This is a genomic window from Sneathiella glossodoripedis JCM 23214 (assembly GCF_000616095.1).
In the GTDB taxonomy this organism is placed as follows: Bacteria; Pseudomonadota; Alphaproteobacteria; order Sneathiellales; family Sneathiellaceae; genus Sneathiella; species Sneathiella glossodoripedis.
Genome location: NZ_BAMS01000001.1, coordinates 451,302 through 475,780 on the forward strand (window position 1 = coordinate 451,302; position 24,479 = coordinate 475,780).

Below are 24,479 nucleotides of genomic sequence, written 5' to 3' on the forward strand. Positions count from 1 at the left end.
AAAGCGTCCAGATCATTTTGACGAGCGATGATCAGGCGACTTCCGCACTGTCTTCCTCACCAAGACGCTGACCGTCGGCCGAGTAAATCGCGTAGACGATATTTCCATCCTCTTCGACTTCCCGGACATAAGCTGTGTCCATCGATCCCAGAACTGCGAGGGCCGCCGGACTAATTTGGCGTAACGTCGCTTCCTGATACTGCATTACTTAACTCCTGTTACCCCATCTGGGGCCGCCCACTATTCTGTTGACCGGCTAGAACCGATCGTTTTCATACTTTTCTCACCGTTTTTGTCGGTGATCTCAATTTCCTTAACGTCAGATTTCTCAATCGGTAGACGTAAATCAATATGCAATAGGCCGTTGTCCATCTCTGCACCGGTAACTTTCACACCTTCGGCCAGCACAAATTTCCGTTTGAACTGGCGTGATGCAATCCCGCGATGAATGTAGACGCGCCCCTGCTCCTCATTCTGCTTACCATGAATGATTAGTTGGTTTTGTTCCAGCGTTATCTGCAAATCTTTCTTAAAAAATCCGGCTACAGCCAGGGTTATGCGCAAATCACACTCTGAAATCTGTTCAATATTATAGGGGGGATAGCCTTCACCGTTGGATTTCGCCAATTGCTCAAGCATATGCTCAAAGCGGTCGAATCCCAACAAAAGAGGACTGTTAAATACAGACATTGTCGACACCACGTATTCTCCTCGGTTGAGCGAGTAAAACTGAAGCCCAAAATTGGCGCTTCCGTGACAGCCACTATGGCACTGTCACTGACTTTAATGTAGGTTGCCTTGTCATCTTCATCAAGGAGCCAATTGAAGAAGATGTAAAAAGACATCTTTTCTGGGCTCCGCAACGAGAAAAACAAGCAGGAAACTGAAGAAAATGAGTATTGACCCACATAAAGAGAATCTGAAAGTCGGCGTAATCGGTGCCGGCGCCATGGGCCGCGGAATTGCACAAGTTTCCGTCACAGGCGGAATGCAGGCGCTGATTTTCGATACTGCAGATGGGGCAGCGCAGAAGGCATGCGACTTTATTGGCGGTATGATTGACCGCTCCGTCGAAAAAGGACGCCTTTCTGAAACCGATGGTTCAAATGCCAAAAATAATCTGATTGCAGCGGAAAAACTGGAAGATCTATCTGACTGCGACCTCGTCGTTGAAGCTATTGTTGAAAATCTGGACGTTAAGCAAAAAGTCTTTCAGCAGATCGAATCGGTCGTACGAAAAGAAACGATTATTGCTTCCAACACATCCAGCATTCGCATCGCTTCAATTGCATCCGCTTGTACCCACAAGGATCGTATTGCTGGTCTGCATTTTTTTAACCCTGTTCCCCTGATGAAACTGGTCGAAGTCATTAATGCGACTGAAACATCTGCGGAAACGATCGAAGCCCTGAACGTTATTGGGAAAAGAATGGGCCGAGTTCCTGTTGTCGTAAAAGACGCTCCAGGCTTTTTGGTTAATCTTGGCGGCCGAGCCTACACAACAGAAGCTATGCGCCTCGCGGCGGAAGGCGTTGCGCAGCCACATGAAATTGACGCTATTATGCGCGATGCCTGTGGTTTCAGAATGGGACCTTTTGAGCTGGCGGACCTTACCGGGATTGATGTGAACTTCCCGGTTAGTCAGATCATCTACAGCGGTTATTTTTACGACAAACGCCTTGCGACAAGCCCAATCCATGAATCCATGATGGAAGCAGGGCGTCTGGGCCGTAAAACAAAAGCCGGTTTCTACGATTATGATGATAACGGACAGATCATCTATCCTGACCTTGATCCCAAAATCAAAGATAATCCCGCTGCACGAGCCTATGTCCCAGAAGACATCGAAGGCCTGGAGCCCATTGCTCGTGATATCGGCCTCTCTATCCTGAAAGAAGACGACGGAATCTCTCCGATACTTGTGGCTCCTGTAGGTGAAGATTGTACAAGCGTTGTTCATCGGCTTGGCTTGATGTCAAAAGAACCGTAGCCGTGGATATGCTGAGCGGCATTTATCAGCATACCACTGTCATGGCAGCGCCAGGCGCCGACGACGCCGTTGTAAGGTCCATCATGGCCGCGTTCCGCAAGGTTTCCAACCGTGTCACTCGTATCAAGGACAGTCCAGGATTTGTCGCACAGCGGCTGCAGGCAATGATTGCCAACCTTGGCTCTGAAATGGCGCAAATAGGAATTGCCAGCCCTGAGGATATAGATAAAGGAATGAAGCTGGGCCTGAATTACCCTCACGGTTCAGTCGAGCTGGCAGAACATCTGGGAGTAAAAAACACCCTGAAGATTCTTGAAAACCTTCAACAGATTACAGGTGAGGAACGTTACCGCCCCAGTCTGTGGCTTCGCCGCCGGGCACTGCTCAACCTGCCAATCCACACTCCAAATTAACGGTCTGGGCGCCTTCGGGCGCCCTGCCTTTTATGGCTAGTTACTTTGTTCTGCTTCTCTTTCCGCCTGCAAAGAGGCAATTTCCGCCATTTGATGAAGAGCGCCGGCAACTGCAGCCGATCCACCCAAGCTGGTTTCCATAGCCTGCATCAGGGTTGCAACCACACCGGCATTGAAATAATCGCGCTCAAGTCCTTCCTCAACGCATTTCTCCAGCGCCTTATCCAGATGCTCCGTAATAATCTGGGCGGCTTTGTCCAGTTTCTCCTTGGTTTCCATATCTGGCATGGAAAACGAATTTGACTCGCTCACAATACTATCCAATCCTTGAGTTTTGCTGGCCCACACATAAGGTGATTTGAGCAAAGAGGCAAAGAAATTATTCTCGTCCCTTCAGCATCACCGGCTCGCCATGTGGTGTATGAAGATGTGCGTCTAGCCAATCCTGTTTGCGTTTATTTCTTTCAGGCTCAGAAACAAATTGCTTTTCATTCATCAATTTTTCAAATGCTGACAACCAGCACATATAGTAATCGCTATTGCCACATCCACGGCCTTGCCGGGTTGCTTTTTCGATCTCTGCACCGAAGATGTCCGCCCATTCTGCCCATTCAAAATAACCCGCTTCATGCATTTGAACTGTCATGGCAAAGGCCTGAGCCTGCCAGGGTTCATCAAATACGGGACCGTCCTCATCCATCGGGATTGGCGTATTAGCAAGGCGTCAATCATGGCTTGATCTGTCACGATAAAGCCTCCAAATGGTCATCCCATAAATCCAAATGAATATAGTCACCTGCAGTTCCATCTTCCCCCCATAACTCTATGGAAGAAAAACGGACACAATATAAATGCTGGTGTGCTTCACGGCCATGGGCACTGGCATCGGCAAAGACCTGAATTCCATAATCAGCGATGATTTCACCCTGCTTACCCCTTGCATACCGAGGTAGTCGGGTATGGCCCGGCGGATGGATGTTTTTCGCTCGGACCTGATCGCCCACAGTGAAGCTGGCTGGCTTTCCCTCGTCTCGATAAAAATATCCACCGCGGGCCAGAAACTCATCTACCTTTTCCGGTGTCAACTTGGGACCATGCGGTATGGAAACCGGTTGCGCAGGAACGTTTCCTTTCAACTCATCTATCGAAAACAAACCCTTTTCCGCCAATATCCTCTCCAGCGCATCCAGCCAAATTTGATAATAGCTACTCGTCATATATTTCCGGGGGTCCATACGTTCGCGGGCATGACGTGATTCATCAATATTACGTATTTTTAAGGGGCCAACTGCATTATTAACGGCAAAAACCCGCTTCTCCCATTCGGCATGGAATACTTCACGTTCATCTTCATTCACATCAATGGGACCCATACCATGCATTCCGCCCATGTCGTGCACACCGTTCATGACGCACCTCCCGTATTTGGCTGTCCAGCGCCAGCCAAGCGGACCCCGATCATACTATCGCGGCTGATCAACTCCTTAAGTTGCTCTTCACTCATGCCTTCTGAACCAAGAGGAGGCTTTGGTATGACAAGATAACGAGTTTCCGCTGTGCTATCCCACACACGGACCTCCACATCCGCCGGTATATGAGTTCCAAACTCTTCCAACACTTTGCGCGGCTCACGAACAGCACGTGCCCGATAGGGGGCCGATTTATACCAGACGGGTGGCAAACCCAATACAGGCCACGGATAACAGGAACACAGGGTGCAAACGACCATATTATGAACCCGATCCGTATTTTCCACAGCAACGATCGTCTCACCGCCAGCGCCCGAATAACCAAGCTCGGCAACTGCCTTTGTGCCATCCTCAAGCAACCTCGCCTTGTAGTCGGGGTCCCGCCAGGCTTTAGCAACTACGGCTTTTCCGTTTTGGGGTCCTATTCGGTTTTCAAACCGATCCACCAATGTATCCAACGTCTCTGGATCAACGAGACCCTTCTCAACAAGCAGACTCTCCAGCGCCTTTACTCGTAAAACCGTATCTGACGGGGGGTCATTGTGATCATGATCGTGGGCCATGGTAGTCTCCTGCAGCGAATAGGCTTTAACACTTTATATCAAGCCAAGCGAAGAACAAGAGTGCCACGGTTCAATTTTACATTTTCAACTATTTAGTGATTATTTATGCTACCATAATAAGAAAATTCTTACTCTATTTTGAAACACGACTGATTGGATATCGGTTTTTTATAAAGCGCGGGGTTCATTTCTAACCTAAACAACGGATAACAGGGTTTTCCGTTTTGAGCGCCGACAATGAATTGTTTTTTATGGATTTCTTTAGTAGAGGATCGTTGAAGGATGAGCGCTGAAGATTACATACAACAAAACTTTATTGAGTATAATTTAGTGATAATATTAATAGCGAGCATTCTTTGCTACAGGCTAGGAGCTCGAACCCGACGACAGATCACAAAAATTATTTTCTATTTGCCGGCCGCGCCAATTATAGGCCCGCTTGTTTCAAGCGTTGCTCTTTGTGTCCTTTCTATTTTATTTACTTTTTCTGGCGTTTTATATGCTGTTTCAGAGGATCTTCTAGGTACTGTTCTCTATTTTTTAGAAACAGGCGTAGAGTATTCCGCCCTTTCAATGGTTTTTGGGATTATTTGTTATTGTGTTGGATGTTTTAAGGCTGAAAAAGTTAAGGTTGTGAAGAATTGGCAAGCTCAATAACCGCCGTAAATAAATACTTTAAATTTAGGGTACTAACTCAGGTTTCACATCGGAGGTTTTGACTACATTCGATAGTCATCCTTCCGCTAAACCAACCAACTAAAGATCCTTTGAATGGAAATATCTCTTTCAGTTATTCAATCTTTAGTTTAGATTTTTCTTTTTCGTCACATAAAACATATCAAACTGTTCTCGTGAAGAATTCACGTCATTGTAAAAAGGATCCTTATGCGCCGACAAACTCCTTCTTTCCTTACCGCTGTTTTTCTTCTGCTTTTTACTCTCCCACCTGCTACAGCCGACACCGCGGAGGATAGTAAAAAATATGCAGTGATTTATGAATTGTTTGAAGTGACTGGCCTGCAGCACAATATGATTACCGTCACGCAGGATCTGATTGCAAAGGAGATAAAGAAACAACTAGGGAAAAACCCTCAGATTTCCGCTAGTGATCTTCAGTCAGTTACGCGCATTTTCCAGCAAACCTTTGAGGAACGGTCCAGTGAGGTTTTACAACCCATTGCGAATCTCTATGCAGAAAATTTCACCACTGAAGAATTGATTGCCATTCTGGAATTTCAAAAAAGTCCAGCAGGGCAAAAAGCAAATCGCCTGTTTCCATCCCTCTTTCAACAGGGAATTCTACTAGGTCAAAGGTGGGGACGGGAAGTCGGCCAAACAGCCTTTGAACGAATTAAGAAGCATTTCACCGACAAAGGCATCGATATCTGATATCGGTCAGTGACACTACTGGCCAAAAAGTCTTACAGGTTTTTCAATCTGGCTTTAGTCTCAGGTAGCCGTGCCAGAGAACGCTCCAGTCTTTCTTTTCTAACTAGCAGCCCGTCGGACCCGCACCGGCTTTCCTTGAATGCCTTTGTAACAAGCCAGCCTTATGTTCAACAAAAATCAATTTCGTTGAACATCGCAGCTCACAAAAAAAACCCCGGCATCAGCCGAGGTTTTTCTAAAATTCTGGTGGAGCCAGACGGGATCGAACCGACGACCTCTTGAATGCCATCCAAGCGCTCTCCCAACTGAGCTATGGCCCCACAAAATAAAGACAGTGCGTCTTTAATGCGCGGAAACTAAGCTGAACCTTTCACAAATTCAAGTCAAAAATTCAGCCTGCCGCGCGATTTTTCATGGCCCTGTTACAGGTCCTCATCATCCTTACCGCGAACGACAACGCCCAGATCACCGTCATCATCATCGTCATCCGCCAGATCCACATCGTCCTCGGAGAGGATTTCATCATCATCCAGCAACAGATCAACGTTTTCCTCGTCATCGTCGTCACCAACAACCGGCTTCACAGGCTTTACCTTTGGCTTTTCAGCAGGAGCCGCTTCGGCCTTTGATGGTTTCAACAGTTTTTCGGGAACATGTTCCGTGCCACAGGACGGACAAACGATCGGGTCACGCTGCATATCATAGAAAGCTTTACCACAAGATTTACAGCGATGCTTTGCACCCCATTCCGGTTTCGCCATTTTTTCCTCACACCGAATTAAAGGAATAAAACTTGTAAAATTTTTTGCTCGTTTGCCAGAAACGATCCCGCCTGTCAAAAGTTTCTTGCATCGTAGACCTACGAATATGTGACAAATGTTTAAAAGCTTGTTAAAACCGGGATTATTTTCAACCGATTAAGTAAAACGCCTGCTATTTGATCAAGGGCGAGACAAAATTCAGATTTCAATGACATCGAACCAAACAAAAGCTGGCCCGGTTAGCTCCCACGCCTGCAAAGCAATCGCGGGCAAGGTTACCGTTCCGGGCGACAAATCCATTTCCCATCGTTCCCTGATTTTAGGGGGGCTTGCCTTGGGCACGACGCGCGTATCTGGCCTGCTGGAGGGCGAAGACGTTCTGTGTACTGCAGAAGCCATGCGAAAGCTCGGCGCCCAGATTGATAAAAAGGAAAATGGCGAGTGGCATGTAACGGGTGTGGGTGTTGGCTCGTTAAGTGAGCCGGATGCCGTTCTGGACATGGGAAACAGCGGAACTGCCGCGCGTCTGTTAATGGGTCTGGTTGCCAGCGCACCGTTTAACACTTTCTTCTGTGGTGATGCTTCTTTACACAAGCGCCCCATGAGACGGGTCTCCCAACCGTTAGAGCAAATGGGCGCAGTTGTCACAAGCCGTTCAGGTGATCGTTTTCCCTTATGCGTTAGCGGTCAGAACCTGATGCCAATCACCTATGAATTACCCGTCGCGTCAGCGCAGGTTAAATCCTGTATTTTACTGGCAGCACTTGACACCCCGGGAGAGACAACCGTGATCGAGCCCAAACCCACGCGCGATCACACGGAAAACATGCTACGCCATTTCGGAGCCGAAATATCTGTCACCCAACCCGATGATGGAAGCCGTACAATTTGCTTACAGGGGCAGCAGGAACTGAAAGCCGCGGATATTCTGGTTCCCGGCGATCCATCTTCGGCTGCATTTCTGGCTGTTGCGGCGGCGATCCTGCCAGGATCAGAAGTAACAATCGAAAATGTCGGACTTAATCCTTTGCGCGATGGCCTGTTTGAGACATTGGGCCAGATGGGCGCAGATATCAGTATAAATAACCTTCGCGATCAAGGAGGCGAACAGGTTGGAGATATTCGGGTCCGTGGAGGCCTGTTAAAAGGGGTTGTTGTCCCACCGGAGCGGGCCATTTCCATGATTGATGAATATCCCGTTCTGTTTGTCGCCGCAGCGTTTGCGCACGGTACGACAACCATGCTCGGGCTAGAAGAGTTACGGGTCAAGGAAAGCGACCGTATAGCAGTCATGGCCGAAGGTTGAAAGCTTGCGGTGTAAATCTGGAAGAGCGTGAAGACGGACTGATCATTCATGGACGCGCCGTTCCTCCAAAAGGGGGGGCTGTTGTCAAAACCCACCTTGATCATCGCATCGCCATGAGTTTTCTGGTTATGGGAATGGGGTCGGAAGATCCTGTTACGGTTGATGACGGCTCGGTAATGGAGACAAGTTTCCCCGGCTTCACTGAGCTCATGAACAGTCTCGGCGCAAAAATCGGGAGTACGATTGACTGATGATTATCGCTGTAGACGGACCCGTTGCCGCAGGAAAAGGAACCCTCGCCAGGCGAATCGCTGAACGATATGGCCTGAAATATCTGGATACAGGCGCCCTTTATCGGGCCGTTGGTCTTCTAGTGTTGCGCCGCGCTCAGGATCCAGCGGATGAGGCAAACGCCATTGCCGCGGCACTTGATGTGGACCAGATTGACCTGACCGATCCCGAGCTGAGAGACGAGCGCACCGGCAATGCAGCCTCCACTGTTGCGTCCATACAGGGCGTGCGCGATGCATTGCTTGATTATCAACGAAACGTAGCAAACTCAAGGCCTGGCGCCGTGTTGGATGGCAGGGACATAGGAACTGTCGTATGCCCTGACGCCCCCGTGAAGCTATTTGTCACTGCCAGCGCAGAAGTACGGGCCATGCGCCGTTTCGAAGAGCTCAAGGCCAAAGGTGTGGCTACAACTTTTGAAGAAGTCTATGCCGATTTACAGGCCCGGGATGAACGTGACAGCAACAGGGCGTCGGCCCCACTTGTGGCTGCAAAAGACGCACACTTGCTTGATACAACAAAATTGGATATAGAAGCGGCACTTGAAAAAGCCTACGAAATTATAGATGCCCGATGAGGTAAATTTCCACGGCTCGTTTTGGGCGATCACGCTCACGCAGTGATCATTCGTAAACAGCGTTTTCCAAGCGTGAACAGAAAACTGGAAAACAAGTGGCCATCGATCCACCGGAACGCCGGTTTGGCCTGATACTGGATCAATTGAGGAATTCAAAATATGTCAGATACCAAAATTGCCGAAGAAGGCATGCCAGCAATGGAAGATTTTGCAGCATTGCTGGAAGAGTCCTATGGGACAAATGATAGCCTTGAGGGAACAGTTCTCAAGGGTACAGTCGTCAGCATCGAAAACGACTTTGCCGTCATCGATGTCGGACTGAAATCAGAAGGTCGTGTACCTTTGAAAGAATTCGCAGCTCCTGGTCAGGACGCCGAGTTGAAAGTTGGCGATACAGTAGAAGTATTCCTAGAGCGCATTGAAAACTCTGCTGGTGAAGCTGTTCTGTCTCGCGACAAAGCTCGCCGTGAAGAAGCATGGGAAAAACTCGAAGTTGCCTTCGATGCAAACGAACGTGTGGATGGTGTTATCTTTGGTCGTGTCAAAGGTGGCTTTACAGTTGACCTTTCCGGCGCTGTGGCTTTCTTGCCAGGCAGCCAGGTAGACGTTCGCCCAGTTCGCGACATTGCACCACTTAAAGGTATTCCACAGCCATTCCAGATTCTGAAAATGGACCGCCGCCGCGGTAACATTGTTGTCTCTCGTCGTGCTGTTCTGGAAGAAAGCCGTGCGGAAGCTCGCGCTGAACTGATCGGAACTCTTGAAGAAGGCCAGACACTGGAAGGTGTGGTCAAGAATATCACCGATTACGGTGCATTCGTTGATCTTGGCGGTGTTGACGGCCTGTTGCATGTCACTGACATTGCATGGCGCCGTGTCAATCACCCATCAGAAGCTCTGACAATTGGTGAGACTGTACAGGTTCAGGTTATTCGCCTGAACAAAGATACACAGCGCATCAGCCTGGGTATGAAACAGCTTCAGACAGATCCTTGGGATAGCCTTGAAGCCAAATACCCACTACACGCCAAATTCACTGGCCGTGTCACAAATATCACTGATTACGGTGCATTTGTTGAGCTGGAACCAGGTGTTGAAGGTCTTGTCCATGTCTCCGAAATGAGCTGGACCAAGAAAAACGTTCATCCAGGTAAAATTGTTTCTACTTCTCAGGAAGTTGAAGTCATGGTTCTGGAAGTGGATGAATCCCGCAGACGGATCAGCCTTGGTCTGAAACAGTGCCTTGACAATCCTTGGGAAAAATTCGCTGAAACAACTCCTGTTGGCAGCACCATCAAAGGTGAAGTTAAGAACATCACTGAATTCGGTCTGTTTGTTGGACTCGAAAACGATGTTGATGGCATGGTTCACATGTCCGATATCGACTGGAGTGAGCCTGGCGAAAAAGCAATCCAGAACTACAACAAAGGTGATGAGGTAACTGCAAAAGTTCTCGATATCGACATCGAGAAAGAGCGCATCAGCCTAGGCATCAAGCAAATGAGTGAAGATCCATTTGCAGGCGCAGCGGAGCTGAAAAAGGGCGCTGTTGTTACTTGTACTGTTACCGCAGTTCAGGATGCTGGTGTTGATGTAGAAGTTACCGACGGTGTTGTTGGCTTCATCCGCAAGGGTGATCTGAGCCGTGATCGTGCAGAGCAACGCCCTGACCGTTTCGCGGTTGGTGACAAGCTGGATGCGAAAATCACATCGATTGACAACAAGACACGTAAAGTTTCTCTGTCAATCAAAGCCAAGGAAGTTGCGGAAGAAAAAGAAGCTGTTGCACAATACGGTTCTTCTGACGCAGGTGCATCTCTTGGTGACATTCTCGGCGCCGCAATGCGTAAAGCAGAAGGCTCTGACGACTAAAATACAACATTTCGGTTGAGGAAAAATGATGTTTAACGAAAGTAGGAAACACCGTGACGACTGAAACCGATCTGATACTCGACAGGCGCCGTTTGAAACGGCGCCTGTTTTTTTGGCGAATACTGACTGTAATCGCAATCCTTGTCGCGATCGCTTTTGGGACAATGAAGCTTGTTCCCGACCAAGCAGAGCCACATGTTGCGAAGCTGAATATTGAAAATGTCATTGTTGAAAATGACCGTCGTCAACAGGTCATCAGTGATATTGCCCAAAATGATAATGTGAAGGCACTTATCGTTTATATCAACAGCCCCGGTGGCTCCACCTACGGAAGTGAGCGCCTTTATCATGCGCTCAAAGATGTAGCCCAGAAAAAGCCCGTTGTAACAGTGATCGGAACGGTAGGCGCATCCGGTGGATATATTACTGCCCTGGCAGGGGAGCGGATTTTTGCCGGCGAAACTTCCATCACCGGATCCATTGGTGTCATTGTTCAATTTACGGAAATCTCCAAATTACTGGATCAAATCGGCGTTCGCGCTGACGCGATAACATCAGGCCCCCTTAAAGGTGAACCTTCACCACTTAAACCCCTCTCAAATGCCGGGCGGCGCAATCTTCAGGAGATGGTCCTGCAAACTCATGAATGGTTTGAAGATTTGATTGTTCAAAACCGTCCCCTGTCAGAAGCCGAAGTTGAAGCCATTTCTGATGGACGCATTCTGATCGGAAAATCAGCGATATCTGCGGGACTGATTGATGAGCTTGGTGGCCTCAAGGAAGCACGGATTTGGCTGGAATCGAACAGGCAGATTCCCCGTGACCTGCCCCTCATACAGGCCGACTATAGTGAACCAAAAGGTCTAATTCAGGAGCTTATTCAAGGAATATTGGGGAAAAGCGTTATATCTGAAAGACTTACACTTGACGGACTGATTTCTCTTTGGCACCCTAATTAGAGAAAATTTGTTTAAACAAGTATCGAACACATAATTCGTAGAATTTATTGGGGGCCTCTCAGGATGATTAAGTCGGAGCTGATTGCAATTCTCGCAGAAAAAAATCCTCATCTTTATCTGCGAGATGTGGAGCGGATTGTCACAACCATATTTGACACTATTTCGGATGCTCTGGCGAACGGGGATCGTGTTGAGCTTCGTGGTTTTGGGGCCTTTTCAACCAAAGAGCGATCTTCGCGCATCGGTCGGAACCCTCGCACCGGAGAACAGGTTTCTGTGGACGCAAAACTTGTTCCCTATTTTAAATGTGGCAAAGAAATGCGCGAGAACCTAAATAAGTGAGATAATAACTCTCCCTTTTTCAGGCGGATATATCAGTGAAACTCATTTCTTGGATTTTTATCGCAGCCCTTGCGCTTGTTGTCATTATATTGAGCGTGGGAAACAAGGCGCCGGTCGTATTTTCGCTATATCCACTGCCTTTCGAAATGGAACTCCCCCTTTACATCCTGATTCTTGCAGGAGCCTTTATCGGTGTTTTGCTGGGCTCAGTTCGAACCTGGATCGCTGACGGGAAAGCCCGCAGTGAAAACCGAGCCCATAAACAGGAAGTCCTGCGCCTCAAGGCAGAATTGGCAAAGCTTGAGGCGCAGCAGTCTGAAAATCGATCAACTGACGAAGACAGCCGGGAGCGAATGCTTAAGATAACCGAAGTCAAGCAGACTTAAGTTGCGAGATTATCTCTGTTTCAAGAGGCTCAAAAGAAATCTGGTCGCCTCCGCCTCTCTCACTATCCCTGAAATACATCTCTTTTAATCGTTTTACATAACCAACCAGATTATCAAAACTCCGCAAACTCCGTTGAAGCTGACCTTCATCCGGCTGATAGTAAATATTAGCCAGCAATCCATATAATGACGCATCCGTTAATCCGGGCATCTCTCCATGTATAAACGCCTGATTACCAAGCATTATTGAAAGTGCTTCAAAGTCCCGCTCCGCCTTGGCGTATATTTCCTCCGAAGTGTGCCTTGAAATTCCTTGAGCATGAATAGCTTTTCGAACGGATTTTTGAGCACTCGCTTTCACAAACCCGCGCATAACAAAAGGCACTCCGGAAAAAACCCGTTGTGAAAATTTTGGCCAGACCTCCATGTCCTGCCACCTCGAATACAGCAAAATAAAATACAGCTCTTCTTCTACTAGCCTGCGGATTAAAATGCCTTTGGCCCGTTCCTGCATATTCAATTGACGGTCCGGATCCCTATCAGTCCTTTCAGCCAGAATTTGAACAATCAGTTCACTATCCCCTATTTTCTGTCCATCCAGTGTGATGAAGGGAACCTTTCCTTTCGGCCCCAGCTGTGTGAATGACCAAATCTGTTCGTAAGGCAATCCGGCTATTCGAAGCCAGGTTTCCAGCTTTAGCCCAAACGGGCTGGGTTGCATTCCAATTACGCAAGGAAAATTGTGAACTTTCACTGTGTCTGCCATCTGCAGTCTCCATCATGTAGTTGAAATGGCTTGATAACACCCCCCTACTGACAACATACTGTCAGTAGTCTTTAGCTCAGGATCCTATTCATGCGCCGTGCAGATCGCCTTTTTCAGATTGTTCAGATACTCCAGCGAAAGAAAAACGCAATTACCGCGCAGATAATCGCTGAAGAGCTGGAAGTTTCAGTCCGTACGATCTATCGCGATATACAGGACCTGATCAAAAATCATGTCCCCATTTGCGGTGAGCCCGGTACAGGGTATTTATTGCAAGGTGGTTATGATCTTCCCCCCATGATGTTCTCAGATGAGGAAATTGAGGCCATTATGCTGGGCGTTGAATGGGTGAGAGCAAACGGTGATACACAAATTCAGCGAGCGGCGGAAGACGTTCTGGTGAAAATCGGAGCTGTTCTACCCAAAAACCGACAGGCTCTTCTCTCCTCCCTTACCCACATCATCCACCGTCCAGATGAAGCAAAGAAAATCACCGTCTCTATGCCGGAAGTTCGTCGCGCCATCCGTCATCATCTCAATGCAGACACTACATATCTGTCTTTGGCTGGCGAACTCACAGATAGGCGCCTTAGCCCCCTCATCATCGTATTTTTCGAAAATATTCAACTACTTGTTGCCTGGTGTCATCTCCGTCAGGATATCCGCAATTTCCGAATGGACCGTTTTCAATCATTTACGGTCTCGGATGAAACCTTCCCCAGTAGTTATGTAAAACAATTACACGATCATATGAAATCCGAAGCCCAGCAGATGCAAAATAGCAAGAGCCAGAAATGAATAATCTCTCAAAACTGGTCAGCTTTTTCTCATAAAGCAGAAAATTGACAAAAACCGCTTCTATCACTTCACTTTCGTGCAAAAAAGGCTATTATCCACTGCTTTTCTTCCACAATTAGCGGAAAAAACTTGGACATCATGACCCGACTGAACCCGAAAAATCCGATTTTAACTGCCATCGACAAAAATAATCTGTCGGAGGCGGAAAATCTGGTGAGCGAAGTCGGAGCTGCCAGTGGTGGAATCAAGCTTGGCAAGGAATTCTTTACGAGCTTCGGCCCACAAGGCATACAACAGGTCGCCGGAACACAAACCCCGTTGTTCCTCGATCTGAAATTTCACGACATCCCAAACACGGTTGCCGGTGCTGTTCGGGCCGCAACCCGTGCGCTGGCGCCCAATATGATGACCATTCACGCGAGTGGGGGCGCGGCCATGATCCGAGCAGCCAGTGACGCTGCCTCTGAATTTGAAAGCTCCCCCTGGATTTTAGCTGTTACGGTCCTGACCAGTATGGATGACAGTGACCTCACATCAGTTGGTGTAAATTCAACAGCTTCGGATCAGGTTCTACGTTTGGCTCGACTGGCTCAGGAAAATGGTGCAGATGGTGTCATCTGCAGTCCTCATGAGATCACAACCTTGCGCGCAGAATGCGGCCCTGACTTTAAGCTGGTTGTCCCGGGAATTCGGCCCACCGGAAGTGATCATGGGGATCAGAAACGGGTAAAAACACCCGCAGAGGCTGTGGCTGACGGAGCAGATTATCTTGTCATTGGACGGCCCATTACCGCTCATGAAGCACCCGCCACCGCTATTCAGAATATCCTCGAAAGTCTGAATTGAAATGACTGCTATTCAGGTTAAAATCTGTGGATTGAACGAGAGAGCATCTATTGCCGCAGCGCTTGATGCCGGTGCAGATTTTATTGGAGCTGTATTTTATCCACGTAGCCCCCGCTCCATCACAGCCGAGCAAGCCAAAGATCTCTTTGCGAAAATGGATCATAGCCAAACAAAACTGGTCGGGCTTTTTGTTGATCCGTCAGACGATCTGTTGCGTACAGTTTTGGAAAATGTAGATCTTGATCTGATCCAGCTACATGGCAAGGAAACACCGGAGCGGGTTGCAGAAATTCGCGAAAATTTCAAACGACCTGTTATGAAAGCCCTCGCCATTGCGCAAAAAGAAGATCTGTCTGCGGTGAATGCCTATGAAAGCGTGTCGGACATGTTGCTGTTTGACGCAAAAGCCCCTAAAAGCATGAAGGATGCATTGCCCGGCGGAAATGGCCTGAGCTTTGACTGGAATATGCTGGCGGATTTTAAATGCGCTCGCCCGTGGATGCTCGCCGGGGGATTGAATGTGCAAAATGTGACAGAGGCGGTCAGGATCAGCGGTGCAACGATGGTGGACACCTCCTCAGGTGTTGAAATCAAACCGGGACACAAGGATCCCGCTGCGATTTCGAGCTTTATTGAAGCTGTTCGCCAGATTTAGAATGAAGGTTGAATTGGAAAACCGATGACGCAGTTAAATACATACCGTTCAGGTCCGGATGATACCGGACATTTTGGGATTTTCGGCGGTCAGTTCGTGGCCGAAACCCTGATGCCGCTTATTCTTGAGCTGGACGAAGCCTATGAAGACGCAAAAAAGGATCCGGACTTCTCCCGCCAGCTCGACGGCCTGTTAAAGCATTATGTTGGCCGAGAAAGTCCCCTGTATTTTGCAGAGCGTCTGACCGAACATTTTGGCGGTGCTAAAATTTATCTGAAACGCGAAGATTTGAACCATACCGGTGCTCACAAAATCAACAACTGTATGGGACAAATCCTTCTCGCCCTTCGGATGGGTAAAAAGCGCATCATTGCAGAAACCGGTGCGGGTCAGCATGGCGTTGCTACAGCAACAGTTGCGGCCCGTTTTGGCCTGCCCTGCACAATCTATATGGGCGAAACTGACATAGAACGGCAAAAGCCCAACGTGTTTCGCATGAAATTGATGGGCGCTGAGGTAAAACCTGTTACTTCGGGATCGCGAACCCTCAAAGATGCAATGAACGAAGCGCTTCGCGACTGGGTTACCAATGTCGATGATACCTTTTATATCATTGGAACTGTTGCCGGACCTCACCCATACCCCACTTTAGTTCGCGATTTCCAGAATGTGATAGGTGACGAAGTTCGCGCACAAATTATGAAAGCTGAAGGCCGCCTTCCAGACACCCTGCTGGCATGTATTGGGGGTGGCTCCAACGCAATGGGTCTTTTTCATCCTTTCCTTGATGACGAAAATATCAAAATCGTAGGAGTGGAAGCCGCGGGCCATGGGTTGGATACAGATAAACATGCTGCATCCCTAAAGGGAGGACGTCCTGGTGTCCTCCACGGAAACAGAACATATCTTCTACAAGATGGTGACGGCCAGATTATCGAAGCCCATTCCATTTCCGCAGGACTGGATTATCCCGGCATTGGCCCTGAACATGCATGGCTTAATGATGTAGGCCGGGTTGACTATGTTAGCGCAACCGACGAAGAAGCACTGGAAGCGTTCCAGTTGTGCTGCAAGCTTGAAGGCATCATTCCGGCGCTGGAATCCAGTCATGCCCTCGCTTATCTGAAACATTACGCACCATCCTTGCCCAAGGATCATATCATCGTGGTCAATCTGTCTGGTCGTGGGGACAAGGATATTTTTACAGTTGCTGACGCTCTGGGAGTGGAACTCTAATGCAAACCCGTATTGATCGTCGCTTTGCGGCCCTGAAAGCTGAAGGCCGGGCAGCCTTTGTTACTTTTGTCATGGCCGGGGATCCCAACAGGGAAACGTTCGAAAAGATAATCAGTGGCCTTCCAGCCGCAGGCGCAGATGTCATCGAAATCGGAATGCCTTTTACAGATCCGATGGCAGACGGACCTGCCATTCAACAGGCCGGCCTACGGGCACTCGCATCAGGAACCACACTCAGATCAACGCTGGAATCAATTCGCAATTTTCGGCGCGAAAATGACGATACCCCGATTATTCTCATGGGGTATTATAATCCGATTTACAGCTATGGTGTTGATGCGTTTCTCAAAGATGCGAAAGACGCCGGTATCGATGGCCTCATCGTAGTTGATCTGCCCTCCGAAGAAGACAACGAGCTATGCTTGCCTGCGCAGGCTGCTGGTCTTAATTTTATAAGGCTTGCGACGCTACAACAGATGACAAACGCTTGCCATCCGTATTGAAAAACAGCTCCGGTTTTCTGTATTATGTTTCCATCGCGGGAACGACCGGTGCTGCAGCCCCAAAACCTGAGGATGTGGCTGTGGCCCTTGAAAGAATTAAAGCGGCAACGGATCTTCCCATTGCTGTTGGTTTTGGTATACGAAGCGGTGCACAGGCTGCTGAAATCGCTAAAATCGCAGATGGTGCTGTCGTCGGAAGTGCTCTTGTAGAGTGCATTGCAAACGCCACTTCAGACGCAGAAGCCGTCAAAGCTGTACATACACTAGCCTCTGAAATCTCTGCAGGTGTGCAGAGCGTTTCAAAATAGGAAACAGGAATCCCTTATGAACTGGCTGACCAATAAAGTTCTTCCAAAAATCCGCAACCTGACTAAAGCGGCAGATACACCAGATAATTTGTGGGTGAAATGCCCAGAATGCGGCCAAATGCTGTTTCACAGTGAGTTAGCTGCTAATCAGAATGTCTGCAGCCATTGTGAACACCACATGCGTATCGGACCCAAGGACCGCTTTAATGCACTGTTTGACGACGCTCGCTATGACGTCATCGAACTGCCAGAAGTACAGGTTGACCCACTCAAATTCCGGGATTCCAAAAAATATCTGGATCGTCTGAAAGACGCTCGAAACAAATCCGGTGATCGCGACGCTATGGTCGTAGCCCATGGCAAGCTTGCTGGAAATGCAGCTGTTGTTGCTGTTCAAAACTTCAACTTTATGGGCGGATCTTTGGGTATGGCTGTTGGTGAAGCCATTATTGCCGCTGCAAAGCTTGCAATATTGCAAAAAGCACCCTTAATTCTGTTCGCTGCGGCCGGTGGTGCCCGCATGCAAGAAGGGATTCTTTCCCTCATGCAGATGCCGCGCACAACGGTGGCCATCCAACGGCTGAAAGAAGCCCGTTTGCCATTTATTGTGGTCCTCACAGACCCGACAACAGGTGGTGTTACAGCTTCTTATGCCATGCTCGGTGATATTCAGATTGCTGAGCCCGGCGCTCTAATCTGCTTTGCTGGCCCTCGCGTCATCGAAGAGACGATCCGTGAAAAACTGCCAGAGGGTTTCCAACGCGCAGAGTTTCTGCTTGATAAAGGTATGCTGGACATGGTGGTGCATCGCCATCAGATGAGAGAAACTCTTGCGCGGATCGTTGACTTAACGACCAACAAATTCAGGGAAGCTGATAAAAAACCTGCCAAAAAAGCCAAACCTTCGCCCCAAGCTACGGCAGAAAAACCAGCTGTAGCAAAGGTGGATGACAAGGCTAAAAAATCCCCAGCTAAACCAACAACAACTGAACCTGAAGCCAAAGGGTAATTCCTTGCACGAGCTTAAGAGTGACGCGATCCTGAAGCGCCTGATGGCGCTTCACCCCAAGGTTATCGACCTGTCGCTGGATCGTATGCATGAGATCCTTGAAAAGCTGGGCCATCCGGAACGTAAATTGCCACCTGTTGTTCATGTAGCCGGAACAAATGGCAAAGGCTCCTTACTGGCTTATTTGCGCGCTATCCTCGAAGCTGCAGGCTATCGCGTACATGTCTACACCTCTCCGCATCTTGTCAGTTTTGCTGAACGGATTGTCCTTGCAGGAGAGATTATTTCGGAGCAGAAACTATCAGAATTTCTTGAGCATTGTGAAGCCGTAAACGGTTCTGAGGCGATTACATATTTTGAAATAACAACAGCGGCTGCTTTCAAGGCATTTGCTGAAACACCAGCAGATATTCTACTTCTGGAAACTGGTCTTGGGGGCCGGCTGGATGCAACAAATGTGGTTGATCAGCCTGCAGCCGTCGCAATCACACCTGTCAGCCATGATCATGAACAGTTTCTAGGGAGTGATCTAGGTGGTATTGCTCGGGAAAAAGCGGGCATAATCAAACAAGGTAGCCCGCTTGTCATTGGCCCTCAATCTGAAATTCCTCTGAAAGAACTCAAAAAAGTCGCCGCTCGGCTGAAAATTGAACCTTTTACCTTTTCGGAAGATTGGTCATGCCACCGCACCGGCAACACCCACTGGCAGTATGAAGGAAAATTCCTGTCAGGAACCTACCCCGCACCAGCGCTTCACGGTCTTCATCAGGTGCCCAACGCAGCAACAGCTCTGGCCGTACTGGAAACTCTGGACGAATTCACAATCACACCGGAACATTTAGAAAAGGGCCTGAGTTCAGTAACCTGGCCCGCCCGTATGCAACCACTGACCAAGGGAAATCTGGTCCGGCGAGTTCCATCTTCTGTTGAAATTTGGCTTGATGGGGGGCACAACGCTGCGGCCGGCGCACAAATCGCAGCCTGCTTTAACGAGTGGGAAAAAGAGGATGACCGCCCAACCTATCTTATTGCCGGTATGCTCTCTACCAAAGATCAGCTAACCTATTTCCGCCATATGCAGACTTTCGTTCAAAAAGCGGTAATGGTTCCCATCCCTGGCGAAGATGCCTCAACTCCCGCAGAAGCGCTGGCAAAGGAGGGTCGTGCCGCCGGAATAGACTGCATCACAGCCCCTACCGTCGAAGAAGCCGTTGATATGCTGATGCCCTATCTGGTTAGGAAGTCTTGCAGATTGTTAATCGCTGGCAGCCTGTATCTTGCGGGCCATGTTTTGCGCACCAATTCTTAAGGAGCGAGACGGTATCCACCCGTTTCTGTAACCAGAATAGCCGCAGACGAAGGGTCTTCCTCAATTTTCTGACGGAGCCGGTAAATATGTGTCTCCAGCGTATGCGTTGTAACTCCCGCATTATACCCCCAAACCTCATTCAACAGAATATCGCGGGAGACAACCTTCTGCCCTGCCCGATAGAGATATTTCAGTATTGAGGTTTCCTTTTCGGTAAGGCGAATTTTCTCGTCCTTGATTTCGTTGAGGAGCAGTTTTTTGGCGGGCTGAAAACTGTAGGGCCCGATGGCGAACACGGCGTCCTCGCTTTGTTCATGCTGGCGGAGCTGGGCGCGAATTCGTGCCAGAAGGACACCAATCCGAAATGGTTTGGAAACATAATCATTCGCACCAGATTCCAGCCCAAGGATCTGGTCGCTGTCACTGTCCTGCGCAGTTAACATGATGATAGGAGCCCTTGAGCCGTTTCGCCGAATAATCTTGCAAGCTTCACGGCCATCCATGTCAGGCAGACCTACGTCCAGTAAAATCAGATCAAAATGACCGGATTTAATCAGCTCCATTCCCTCGCTTGCTGTTCCGGCCTGAACAGTTTCAAACTCCTCATGAAGATCGAGCTGCTCTGCCAATGTTTCGCGCAGGCTCTCGTCATCATCTACCAAAAGAATTTTTTTTGATCCTGACATGGCTTTCTCCCAACAACCCCGTAAGCAAACCTTCTTGGAAAAATTTCCAATAACTCTGCATAGATTGAATTTCTTTACCTGTTATCAAGTGAAATTCACAGTACCACGCTCACACCTCACGCAGATTTTATCAAATGAGAGCACTTTTGTCCGCTTTACACCTAAACAAACACCATTTGAGGAAAAAATTGTTATAAAATAACAATACTGTATGATTACAGATAGTCAAAACAGTGTATGCCTGCTAAAAACATATAAAAACACCTCCGTAATCGGGCCTTGTATCTATGAAGAACCCCTATTCACCTACAGAGAAAAACCTGTCGCTTCGCAATGTGGATCGTGCCATTGCCGACTTACGCCGTGCCTTATGTGTTATTGTGCAGGCCCCAGATAGCGCAGTTCTGGCTCTCTCAACTGAAATGGCGTTTGAAGACGCTAAACTCAGAATGGAAAGCCTCGCGCAAACTTCGGCTATTCTCGCGCTTACAGCGCATCGCGCGAACGTGTTACACATTCTGCCTACAGGGGATGAAACCATTCAGGTCGAAATCGCCGATTGGATGAAAACAGACTTATTGCGCGCTCTTGCTGATGCGACCCATGATCTGGACCAACCGTTCAGGGGGCCTTTTAATCGCATCAAATCATCGACCCCTAAAACAGTGACTGCCGCGATTAAAATGGCCAAGCTGGGTCGGCTCCTGCCATCCGTACTATTCTGTGAAATTGATCCAGCGAATGTTGAAAGCCTGAAACAAAACGAAGACTTGTTGAGTGTCACTGCCGATGAAATCCTCACCTATGATGATGACGCGGCTGCCGAGTTAAAACCGGTCGCCATTGCCAAGGTCCCTTTGCAGGCTTCAGAAAACACCAAAATTCAAGCCTTTCGGCCCATGGATGGGGGCATTGAGCATCTCGCGATTATCATTGGTGACCCACCAAGACACGAACCTGTTCTGGCGCGTCTGCATTCGGAATGCTTTACCGGTGATCTTGTCGGCTCCTTGAAATGCGACTGCGGTGAACAACTGCGCGGTGCCATAAAAGCCATTGCTGATGAAGGCGGGGGTGTACTGTTATACTTGGCGCAAGAAGGGCGAGGCATCGGCCTGATCAACAAATTACGGGCATATAAACTGCAAAGTGATGGATTTGATACCATCGATGCTAATGAACGTTTAGGATTTGATGCCGATGAACGTGTCTTCAGGCCTGCTGCGGAAATGCTCCGGCATATGGGATTTTCAAGCGTCCGACTCATGACCAACAATCCGGAAAAAATTGAAGGAATGACCCGGTGCGGCATCGAAGTTACCGAGCGGGTTTCACATAAATTTCCCTCCAACACGCATAACGAGCTATATCTGGCCACCAAGCGGAAAAAAAGCGGGCATTATCTGTAAAGGGATAGCCTTTCCCATATCTGGTAAAATTTGCCCAGCTGACACCGACAAGCAAAAGAAAATAGTGGTGAAAGGCGCATAAAACCAAGCTGCTTAACTGGCATGAACCTTGCTTACTTTTTAGCGAAGGAGATTTTATATGTCAGTCGGTATCGCTACTCAAAACCACTATGCCTATATGGACCAGCATGTAGAAGGCGGCGCAACGGTACAGTATCCTGGCGCTCGATCATCTCAAATAAACGCAGAAGCTTCGGCTGAGACATCTGGGCAGGAAACCGCGCAAAAAGACATAAACCTTTTTGGTGAGGATGGCTTTGGCTTTGATGATTTCCTCGATATCATAAACCCTCTTCAACATATTCCCGTCATTTCGACGTTGTACCGGGAAATCACAGGCGATCAGTTAAATCCGGGCGCCCGTATTATCGGTGGTGGGATATTCGGTGGTGGCGTGGGATTGGCGGCCTCCGTGGTCAATACAGTCATCGAAGTGGAAACCGGCAAGGATATTGGTGGGCATGTTGCAGCCTTGGTAAGCGGCGAGGAAATACCTGATGAGACGATGCTAGCTACAACATCATCCGCGCCGCAATCACCCACACCCGCAGTTACCCCAACATCAACGCCTCAAATAATCCCGGCAAGCTTTAACGCTCCAAAGCCCACAGTCCTCGAGCCAAAACCGCAGGCATCAGCCCCAAATTCAGCATCAACGCCAGTTCAAAGCAGATCATCTAACCAAGAAAAATCACCCGCACAACCGCCACTGATGATGGGACTGGAGTGGAAAACCCAGCCTCCTAACCTGCACAAAAACATTGATAATATCCGCGCTGCACAAGGTGAAAACCTAACACCCGAACAGTTGGCCCGCATACTGGGTGCTTTCAATCAAGCTCCTGCTGCAAGAGCTACAACTGTTGATACAAAAGCTCAGACCAGCGAGCCTGATCAGGTTGGGCGCGCATCTCCTGGCAATCCTGGTGAAATCACCACAAACGCAATACGGAATTCAAATTTAGCGAACCTAACATCACAGACCGACCAATTTGGCCTCACCGTCACGTTGCGCTAGGTCTCTCTGCGTTTTTTTACAAGCTTGGGGAATTTGATCTGGGTGATCACCATTCCCCCTAAAATCAGTGCAAGCCCAATATAGGTCTGAACACTTGGTATCTCACTTGCAAACAGATATCCCCACAAAATCCCCAGCATCGGGTTCAGATAATTATTGAGGGCCACAAATGTTGCTCCAACCCGCATAATCACGAAATACAATACTACCGTCGCAATCGCGGTCGGAAACACTCCCAGAACAACAAGTGCTCCCAGCGATTCCTGACTTGGTGACAAGGTCCAGGGCTGATCTACAAACAGACAGATGGGTACAGCGATCATGCTCGCAACGATCAGTACGCCAGCCGCTCTGGAAAAGGCGTCCATATCTGGCATATTACGCGCAACAAAACCACAGGCGACATAACAGGCAGCGCCGGCGACAATAGCAAGCTGACTTATCACATTATTTCCAAGCTCCAATATGGCGTTAGGCCCTATCAAAACCACAAGACCACCAAAACCGATTGTTACGCCGACCACCCTCTCAGTGGTAAGCTTTTCATCCTCTGTCAGAAGATGACCCAGCACAAATCCGATTAATGGTGCTGTTCCGATCAGAATAGCCGCTATAGAGCTATCGACCGTAAGTTGCGCCCAACTGATCATATTAAAGGGCAGCACGTTACCAAATACGCCCAAAATCAGAAAAAATATCCAACTCCTGCGATCTGCTGGTAACCTCGCACCGCTGAGGCGCATCACCACATATAAGACGATTGCAGCGATCAAGATACGACCCGCAGCAACCGATTGCGGCGGCAATGTTTCAACGGCAAACTTGATAAATAGAAAGCTGGAACTCCACATTAATGACAATGATAAGAGTGCCAAAAAATCTAATGTTTGAGGTTTGTTGGACATTATGGGGACTTTTTATATGACAGAGTGATCAAACAGGAATACACCGTTCATATGTATATTCAAGTAAAAGCAACCGACGGCCATTTAGGCCAATTGGAAATGGCAGGAAAACTTTTCCCCTGCGCCCTTGGAAAAGCGGGTGTTACCGCTGATAAAAAAGAAGGGGATCATGCCAGCCCGTTGGGATGCTTCCCATTACGTGAAGTTTATTATCGCCCGGACAGGGTCAAAAAGCCTGAAACCTTCCTTCCCTGCTATCAAATTCAACAACAGGATGGCTGGTGTGATGACCCAGCGCACCCCAGCTATAATCAAAAAATCCAGCGCCCCTTTACGGCCAGACATGAAACCCTCTGGAGAGAAGATCATTTGTACGATGTCATCGTTGTTCTTGGATATAATGACGACCCACCTGTCCCTGGCAAGGGAAGTTGTATTTTCATGCATGTCGCCAAAGATGAATACGAAGGCACAGAAGGATGTATCGCCCTGTCTATACAAGACTTACTAATTGTCCTTACAAGTTTGGACAAGGATACTTTAATTGAAATTAATGCGGGTGATTAAAACGGCTTTTTTTCTAGCCATTGGCGCTGCGTGTATTTACTCTAGCCATCTTCGTACCTTATATAATCCCCTAGCAACTGACCCTA

The 24,479-nt window shown here is 48.4% G+C and carries 28 protein-coding genes, 1 tRNA gene and 2 pseudogenes; 20 read left to right on the forward strand and 11 right to left on the reverse strand.

Translation table 11 applies throughout. The annotated features are described in order from the left end of the window. Positions 1-31 precede the first annotated feature (31 nt). Together JCM23214_RS23395 and JCM23214_RS02240 are read right to left on the reverse strand one after the other, a co-directional pair. Positions 32-205 (reverse strand): hypothetical protein, encoded by a 174-nt coding sequence (locus JCM23214_RS23395; RefSeq protein WP_159104284.1) that lies wholly within the window; start codon positions 203-205, stop codon positions 32-34. Positions 206-240: 35 nt separating this feature from the next. Continuing rightward, positions 241-690 carry an Hsp20 family protein gene (locus tag JCM23214_RS02240; RefSeq protein ID WP_037492557.1) on the reverse strand — a complete coding sequence of 150 codons (450 nt, stop codon included), beginning with the start codon at positions 688-690 and terminating at the stop codon, positions 241-243. Positions 691-892: 202 nt separating this feature from the next. On the opposite strand from JCM23214_RS02240, the gene JCM23214_RS18700 reads away from it, so the two are divergent. Then, positions 893-1,990 carry a 3-hydroxyacyl-CoA dehydrogenase NAD-binding domain-containing protein gene (locus JCM23214_RS18700; RefSeq protein WP_199899228.1) on the forward strand — a complete coding sequence of 366 codons (1,098 nt, stop codon included), beginning with the start codon at positions 893-895 and terminating at the stop codon, positions 1,988-1,990. 8 nt (positions 1,991-1,998) lie between these two features. Further along, on the forward strand, positions 1,999-2,403 hold the full coding sequence (locus tag JCM23214_RS23760) for a 3-hydroxyacyl-CoA dehydrogenase family protein (protein WP_234397660.1): 405 nt from the start codon (positions 1,999-2,001) through the stop codon (positions 2,401-2,403). A 36-nt stretch (positions 2,404-2,439) separates the two neighbouring features. On the opposite strand, the gene JCM23214_RS02250 is transcribed toward JCM23214_RS23760, so the two are convergent. The 4 genes from JCM23214_RS02250 to nthA form a co-directional block, all read right to left on the reverse strand. Further along, positions 2,440-2,715 carry a hypothetical protein gene (locus JCM23214_RS02250; RefSeq protein ID WP_148301749.1) on the reverse strand — a complete coding sequence of 92 codons (276 nt, stop codon included), beginning with the start codon at positions 2,713-2,715 and terminating at the stop codon, positions 2,440-2,442. Between the two features lie 67 nt (positions 2,716-2,782). Continuing rightward, entirely contained in the window at positions 2,783-3,103 is a 321-nt protein-coding gene (locus JCM23214_RS02255; protein WP_025897312.1) for a nitrile hydratase accessory protein, read from the reverse strand. A gap of 43 nt (positions 3,104-3,146) precedes the next feature. After that, complete coding sequence (nthB, locus tag JCM23214_RS02260; protein ID WP_025897313.1) at positions 3,147-3,812, reverse strand: nitrile hydratase subunit beta; 666 nt, start codon at positions 3,810-3,812, stop codon at positions 3,147-3,149. Then, positions 3,809-4,435 carry a nitrile hydratase subunit alpha gene (nthA, locus tag JCM23214_RS02265; protein WP_025897314.1) on the reverse strand — a complete coding sequence of 209 codons (627 nt, stop codon included), beginning with the start codon at positions 4,433-4,435 and terminating at the stop codon, positions 3,809-3,811. The genes nthB and nthA overlap by 4 nt, the downstream gene beginning before the upstream one ends. Positions 4,436-4,717: 282 nt before the next feature. Here nthA and JCM23214_RS02270 point away from each other — a divergent pair, with 282 nt between their 5' ends. Continuing rightward, positions 4,718-5,092 carry a hypothetical protein gene (locus JCM23214_RS02270; protein WP_025897316.1) on the forward strand — a complete coding sequence of 125 codons (375 nt, stop codon included), beginning with the start codon at positions 4,718-4,720 and terminating at the stop codon, positions 5,090-5,092. 228 nt (positions 5,093-5,320) lie between these two features. Then, complete coding sequence (locus JCM23214_RS02275; RefSeq protein ID WP_025897317.1) at positions 5,321-5,824, forward strand: DUF2059 domain-containing protein; 504 nt, start codon at positions 5,321-5,323, stop codon at positions 5,822-5,824. Positions 5,825-6,068: 244 nt separating this feature from the next. Here the strand turns inward: JCM23214_RS02275 and JCM23214_RS02280 are convergent. Together JCM23214_RS02280 and JCM23214_RS02285 are read right to left on the reverse strand one after the other, a co-directional pair. Further along, positions 6,069-6,144: transfer RNA gene (locus JCM23214_RS02280), tRNA-Ala, on the reverse strand. Positions 6,145-6,246: 102 nt separating this feature from the next. After that, positions 6,247-6,585 carry a TIGR02300 family protein gene (locus JCM23214_RS02285; protein WP_025897318.1) on the reverse strand — a complete coding sequence of 113 codons (339 nt, stop codon included), beginning with the start codon at positions 6,583-6,585 and terminating at the stop codon, positions 6,247-6,249. A gap of 208 nt (positions 6,586-6,793) precedes the next feature. On the opposite strand from JCM23214_RS02285, the pseudogene aroA reads away from it, so the two are divergent. From aroA to JCM23214_RS02315, 6 genes and pseudogenes are all read left to right on the forward strand, one after another. Next, positions 6,794-8,142 (forward strand): annotated as a pseudogene (aroA, locus tag JCM23214_RS18705) (3-phosphoshikimate 1-carboxyvinyltransferase). Further along, a complete protein-coding gene (gene cmk, locus JCM23214_RS02295; protein WP_025897319.1) occupies positions 8,142-8,759 on the forward strand; it encodes a (d)CMP kinase in 618 nt (205 codons plus the stop codon). The pseudogene aroA and the gene cmk overlap by 1 nt, the downstream one beginning before the upstream one ends. 159 nt (positions 8,760-8,918) lie before the next feature. Further along, positions 8,919-10,631 (forward strand): 30S ribosomal protein S1, encoded by a 1,713-nt coding sequence (gene rpsA / locus JCM23214_RS02300; protein WP_025897321.1) that lies wholly within the window; start codon positions 8,919-8,921, stop codon positions 10,629-10,631. Between the two features lie 53 nt (positions 10,632-10,684). Further along, positions 10,685-11,590 (forward strand): signal peptide peptidase SppA, encoded by a 906-nt coding sequence (gene sppA / locus JCM23214_RS02305; protein ID WP_025897322.1) that lies wholly within the window; start codon positions 10,685-10,687, stop codon positions 11,588-11,590. A gap of 63 nt (positions 11,591-11,653) precedes the next feature. After that, a complete protein-coding gene (locus JCM23214_RS02310) occupies positions 11,654-11,932 on the forward strand; it encodes an integration host factor subunit beta (RefSeq protein ID WP_025897323.1) in 279 nt (92 codons plus the stop codon). A gap of 35 nt (positions 11,933-11,967) precedes the next feature. Then, the gene (locus JCM23214_RS02315; RefSeq protein WP_025897324.1) at positions 11,968-12,318 is read left to right on the forward strand and encodes a LapA family protein; all 351 of its coding nucleotides are present in this window, start codon (positions 11,968-11,970) and stop codon (positions 12,316-12,318) included. Here the strand turns inward: JCM23214_RS02315 and JCM23214_RS02320 are convergent. Beyond that, a complete protein-coding gene (locus JCM23214_RS02320) occupies positions 12,305-13,084 on the reverse strand; it encodes a glutathione S-transferase family protein (protein ID WP_025897325.1) in 780 nt (259 codons plus the stop codon). The genes JCM23214_RS02315 and JCM23214_RS02320 overlap by 14 nt on opposite strands. Before the next feature lie 90 nt (positions 13,085-13,174). Between JCM23214_RS02320 and JCM23214_RS02325 the strand changes: the two genes are divergently transcribed. The 7 genes and pseudogenes from JCM23214_RS02325 to JCM23214_RS02355 all read left to right on the forward strand — a co-directional run bounded on the left by JCM23214_RS02325 (position 13,175) and on the right by JCM23214_RS02355 (position 19,748). Beyond that, on the forward strand, positions 13,175-13,882 hold the full coding sequence (locus JCM23214_RS02325) for a helix-turn-helix transcriptional regulator (protein ID WP_025897327.1): 708 nt from the start codon (positions 13,175-13,177) through the stop codon (positions 13,880-13,882). Positions 13,883-14,020: 138 nt separating this feature from the next. Continuing rightward, positions 14,021-14,728, forward strand: a complete 708-nt coding sequence (gene pyrF / locus JCM23214_RS02330) for an orotidine-5'-phosphate decarboxylase (protein WP_025897328.1) — start codon at positions 14,021-14,023, stop codon at positions 14,726-14,728. A gap of 1 nt (position 14,729) precedes the next feature. Beyond that, positions 14,730-15,383 carry a phosphoribosylanthranilate isomerase gene (locus JCM23214_RS02335; RefSeq protein ID WP_025897329.1) on the forward strand — a complete coding sequence of 218 codons (654 nt, stop codon included), beginning with the start codon at positions 14,730-14,732 and terminating at the stop codon, positions 15,381-15,383. A 24-nt stretch (positions 15,384-15,407) separates the two neighbouring features. Continuing rightward, a complete protein-coding gene (gene trpB, locus JCM23214_RS02340; RefSeq protein WP_025897330.1) occupies positions 15,408-16,619 on the forward strand; it encodes a tryptophan synthase subunit beta in 1,212 nt (403 codons plus the stop codon). Beyond that, positions 16,619-17,430, forward strand: a pseudogene (trpA, locus tag JCM23214_RS18710) (tryptophan synthase subunit alpha). Before trpB ends, trpA begins: the two are co-directional and overlap by 1 nt. Before the next feature lie 16 nt (positions 17,431-17,446). After that, the gene (gene accD, locus JCM23214_RS02350) at positions 17,447-18,439 is read left to right on the forward strand and encodes an acetyl-CoA carboxylase, carboxyltransferase subunit beta (RefSeq protein ID WP_025897331.1); all 993 of its coding nucleotides are present in this window, start codon (positions 17,447-17,449) and stop codon (positions 18,437-18,439) included. 43 nt (positions 18,440-18,482) lie between these two features. Then, on the forward strand, positions 18,483-19,748 hold the full coding sequence (locus JCM23214_RS02355; RefSeq protein ID WP_439646372.1) for a bifunctional folylpolyglutamate synthase/dihydrofolate synthase: 1,266 nt from the start codon (positions 18,483-18,485) through the stop codon (positions 19,746-19,748). Here the strand turns inward: JCM23214_RS02355 and JCM23214_RS02360 are convergent. Further along, entirely contained in the window at positions 19,745-20,434 is a 690-nt protein-coding gene (locus JCM23214_RS02360; RefSeq protein ID WP_025897334.1) for a response regulator transcription factor, read from the reverse strand. The two genes, JCM23214_RS02355 and JCM23214_RS02360, sit on opposite strands and share 4 nt — an antisense overlap. A 287-nt stretch (positions 20,435-20,721) precedes the next feature. Between JCM23214_RS02360 and ribA the strand changes: the two genes are divergently transcribed. Both ribA and JCM23214_RS21945 read left to right on the forward strand, forming a co-directional pair. After that, positions 20,722-21,843 (forward strand): GTP cyclohydrolase II, encoded by a 1,122-nt coding sequence (ribA, locus tag JCM23214_RS02365; RefSeq protein ID WP_025897335.1) that lies wholly within the window; start codon positions 20,722-20,724, stop codon positions 21,841-21,843. A gap of 139 nt (positions 21,844-21,982) precedes the next feature. Next, positions 21,983-22,921 (forward strand): superantigen-like protein SSL4, encoded by a 939-nt coding sequence (locus tag JCM23214_RS21945; protein WP_025897336.1) that lies wholly within the window; start codon positions 21,983-21,985, stop codon positions 22,919-22,921. Here the strand turns inward: JCM23214_RS21945 and JCM23214_RS02375 are convergent. Then, a complete protein-coding gene (locus JCM23214_RS02375; protein WP_025897337.1) occupies positions 22,918-23,826 on the reverse strand; it encodes a DMT family transporter in 909 nt (302 codons plus the stop codon). The genes JCM23214_RS21945 and JCM23214_RS02375 overlap by 4 nt on opposite strands. Before the next feature lie 51 nt (positions 23,827-23,877). Between JCM23214_RS02375 and JCM23214_RS02380 the strand changes: the two genes are divergently transcribed. Beyond that, positions 23,878-24,393, forward strand: a complete 516-nt coding sequence (locus JCM23214_RS02380) for a L,D-transpeptidase family protein (RefSeq protein WP_025897338.1) — start codon at positions 23,878-23,880, stop codon at positions 24,391-24,393. Positions 24,394-24,479: the final 86 nt, after the last annotated feature.

Excerpts from the sequence above, each read along its gene's own strand:
- JCM23214_RS23395 (WP_159104284.1), bottom strand. The coding sequence starts at position 205 with ATGCAGTATCAGGAAGCGACGTTACGCCAAATTAGTCCGGCGGCCCTC.
- JCM23214_RS02240 (WP_037492557.1), bottom strand. The coding sequence starts at position 690 with ATGTCTGTATTTAACAGTCCTCTTTTGTTGGGATTCGACCGCTTTGAG.
- JCM23214_RS18700 (WP_199899228.1), top strand. The coding sequence starts at position 893 with ATGAGTATTGACCCACATAAAGAGAATCTGAAAGTCGGCGTAATCGGT.
- JCM23214_RS23760 (WP_234397660.1), top strand. The coding sequence starts at position 1,999 with ATGCTGAGCGGCATTTATCAGCATACCACTGTCATGGCAGCGCCAGGC.
- JCM23214_RS02255 (WP_025897312.1), bottom strand. The coding sequence starts at position 3,103 with ATGGATGAGGACGGTCCCGTATTTGATGAACCCTGGCAGGCTCAGGCC.
- nthB (WP_025897313.1), bottom strand. The coding sequence starts at position 3,812 with ATGAACGGTGTGCACGACATGGGCGGAATGCATGGTATGGGTCCCATT.
- nthA (WP_025897314.1), bottom strand. The coding sequence starts at position 4,435 with ATGGCCCACGATCATGATCACAATGACCCCCCGTCAGATACGGTTTTA.
- JCM23214_RS02270 (WP_025897316.1), top strand. The coding sequence starts at position 4,718 with ATGAGCGCTGAAGATTACATACAACAAAACTTTATTGAGTATAATTTA.
- JCM23214_RS02275 (WP_025897317.1), top strand. The coding sequence starts at position 5,321 with ATGCGCCGACAAACTCCTTCTTTCCTTACCGCTGTTTTTCTTCTGCTT.
- JCM23214_RS02285 (WP_025897318.1), bottom strand. The coding sequence starts at position 6,585 with ATGGCGAAACCGGAATGGGGTGCAAAGCATCGCTGTAAATCTTGTGGT.
- cmk (WP_025897319.1), top strand. The coding sequence starts at position 8,142 with ATGATTATCGCTGTAGACGGACCCGTTGCCGCAGGAAAAGGAACCCTC.
- rpsA (WP_025897321.1), top strand. The coding sequence starts at position 8,919 with ATGTCAGATACCAAAATTGCCGAAGAAGGCATGCCAGCAATGGAAGAT.
- JCM23214_RS02310 (WP_025897323.1), top strand. The coding sequence starts at position 11,654 with ATGATTAAGTCGGAGCTGATTGCAATTCTCGCAGAAAAAAATCCTCAT.
- JCM23214_RS02320 (WP_025897325.1), bottom strand. The coding sequence starts at position 13,084 with ATGGCAGACACAGTGAAAGTTCACAATTTTCCTTGCGTAATTGGAATG.
- JCM23214_RS02325 (WP_025897327.1), top strand. The coding sequence starts at position 13,175 with ATGCGCCGTGCAGATCGCCTTTTTCAGATTGTTCAGATACTCCAGCGA.
- pyrF (WP_025897328.1), top strand. The coding sequence starts at position 14,021 with ATGACCCGACTGAACCCGAAAAATCCGATTTTAACTGCCATCGACAAA.
- JCM23214_RS02335 (WP_025897329.1), top strand. The coding sequence starts at position 14,730 with ATGACTGCTATTCAGGTTAAAATCTGTGGATTGAACGAGAGAGCATCT.
- trpB (WP_025897330.1), top strand. The coding sequence starts at position 15,408 with ATGACGCAGTTAAATACATACCGTTCAGGTCCGGATGATACCGGACAT.
- accD (WP_025897331.1), top strand. The coding sequence starts at position 17,447 with ATGAACTGGCTGACCAATAAAGTTCTTCCAAAAATCCGCAACCTGACT.
- JCM23214_RS02355 (WP_439646372.1), top strand. The coding sequence starts at position 18,483 with ATGGCGCTTCACCCCAAGGTTATCGACCTGTCGCTGGATCGTATGCAT.
- JCM23214_RS02360 (WP_025897334.1), bottom strand. The coding sequence starts at position 20,434 with ATGTCAGGATCAAAAAAAATTCTTTTGGTAGATGATGACGAGAGCCTG.
- ribA (WP_025897335.1), top strand. The coding sequence starts at position 20,722 with ATGAAGAACCCCTATTCACCTACAGAGAAAAACCTGTCGCTTCGCAAT.
- JCM23214_RS21945 (WP_025897336.1), top strand. The coding sequence starts at position 21,983 with ATGTCAGTCGGTATCGCTACTCAAAACCACTATGCCTATATGGACCAG.
- JCM23214_RS02375 (WP_025897337.1), bottom strand. The coding sequence starts at position 23,826 with ATGTCCAACAAACCTCAAACATTAGATTTTTTGGCACTCTTATCATTG.
- JCM23214_RS02380 (WP_025897338.1), top strand. The coding sequence starts at position 23,878 with ATGTATATTCAAGTAAAAGCAACCGACGGCCATTTAGGCCAATTGGAA.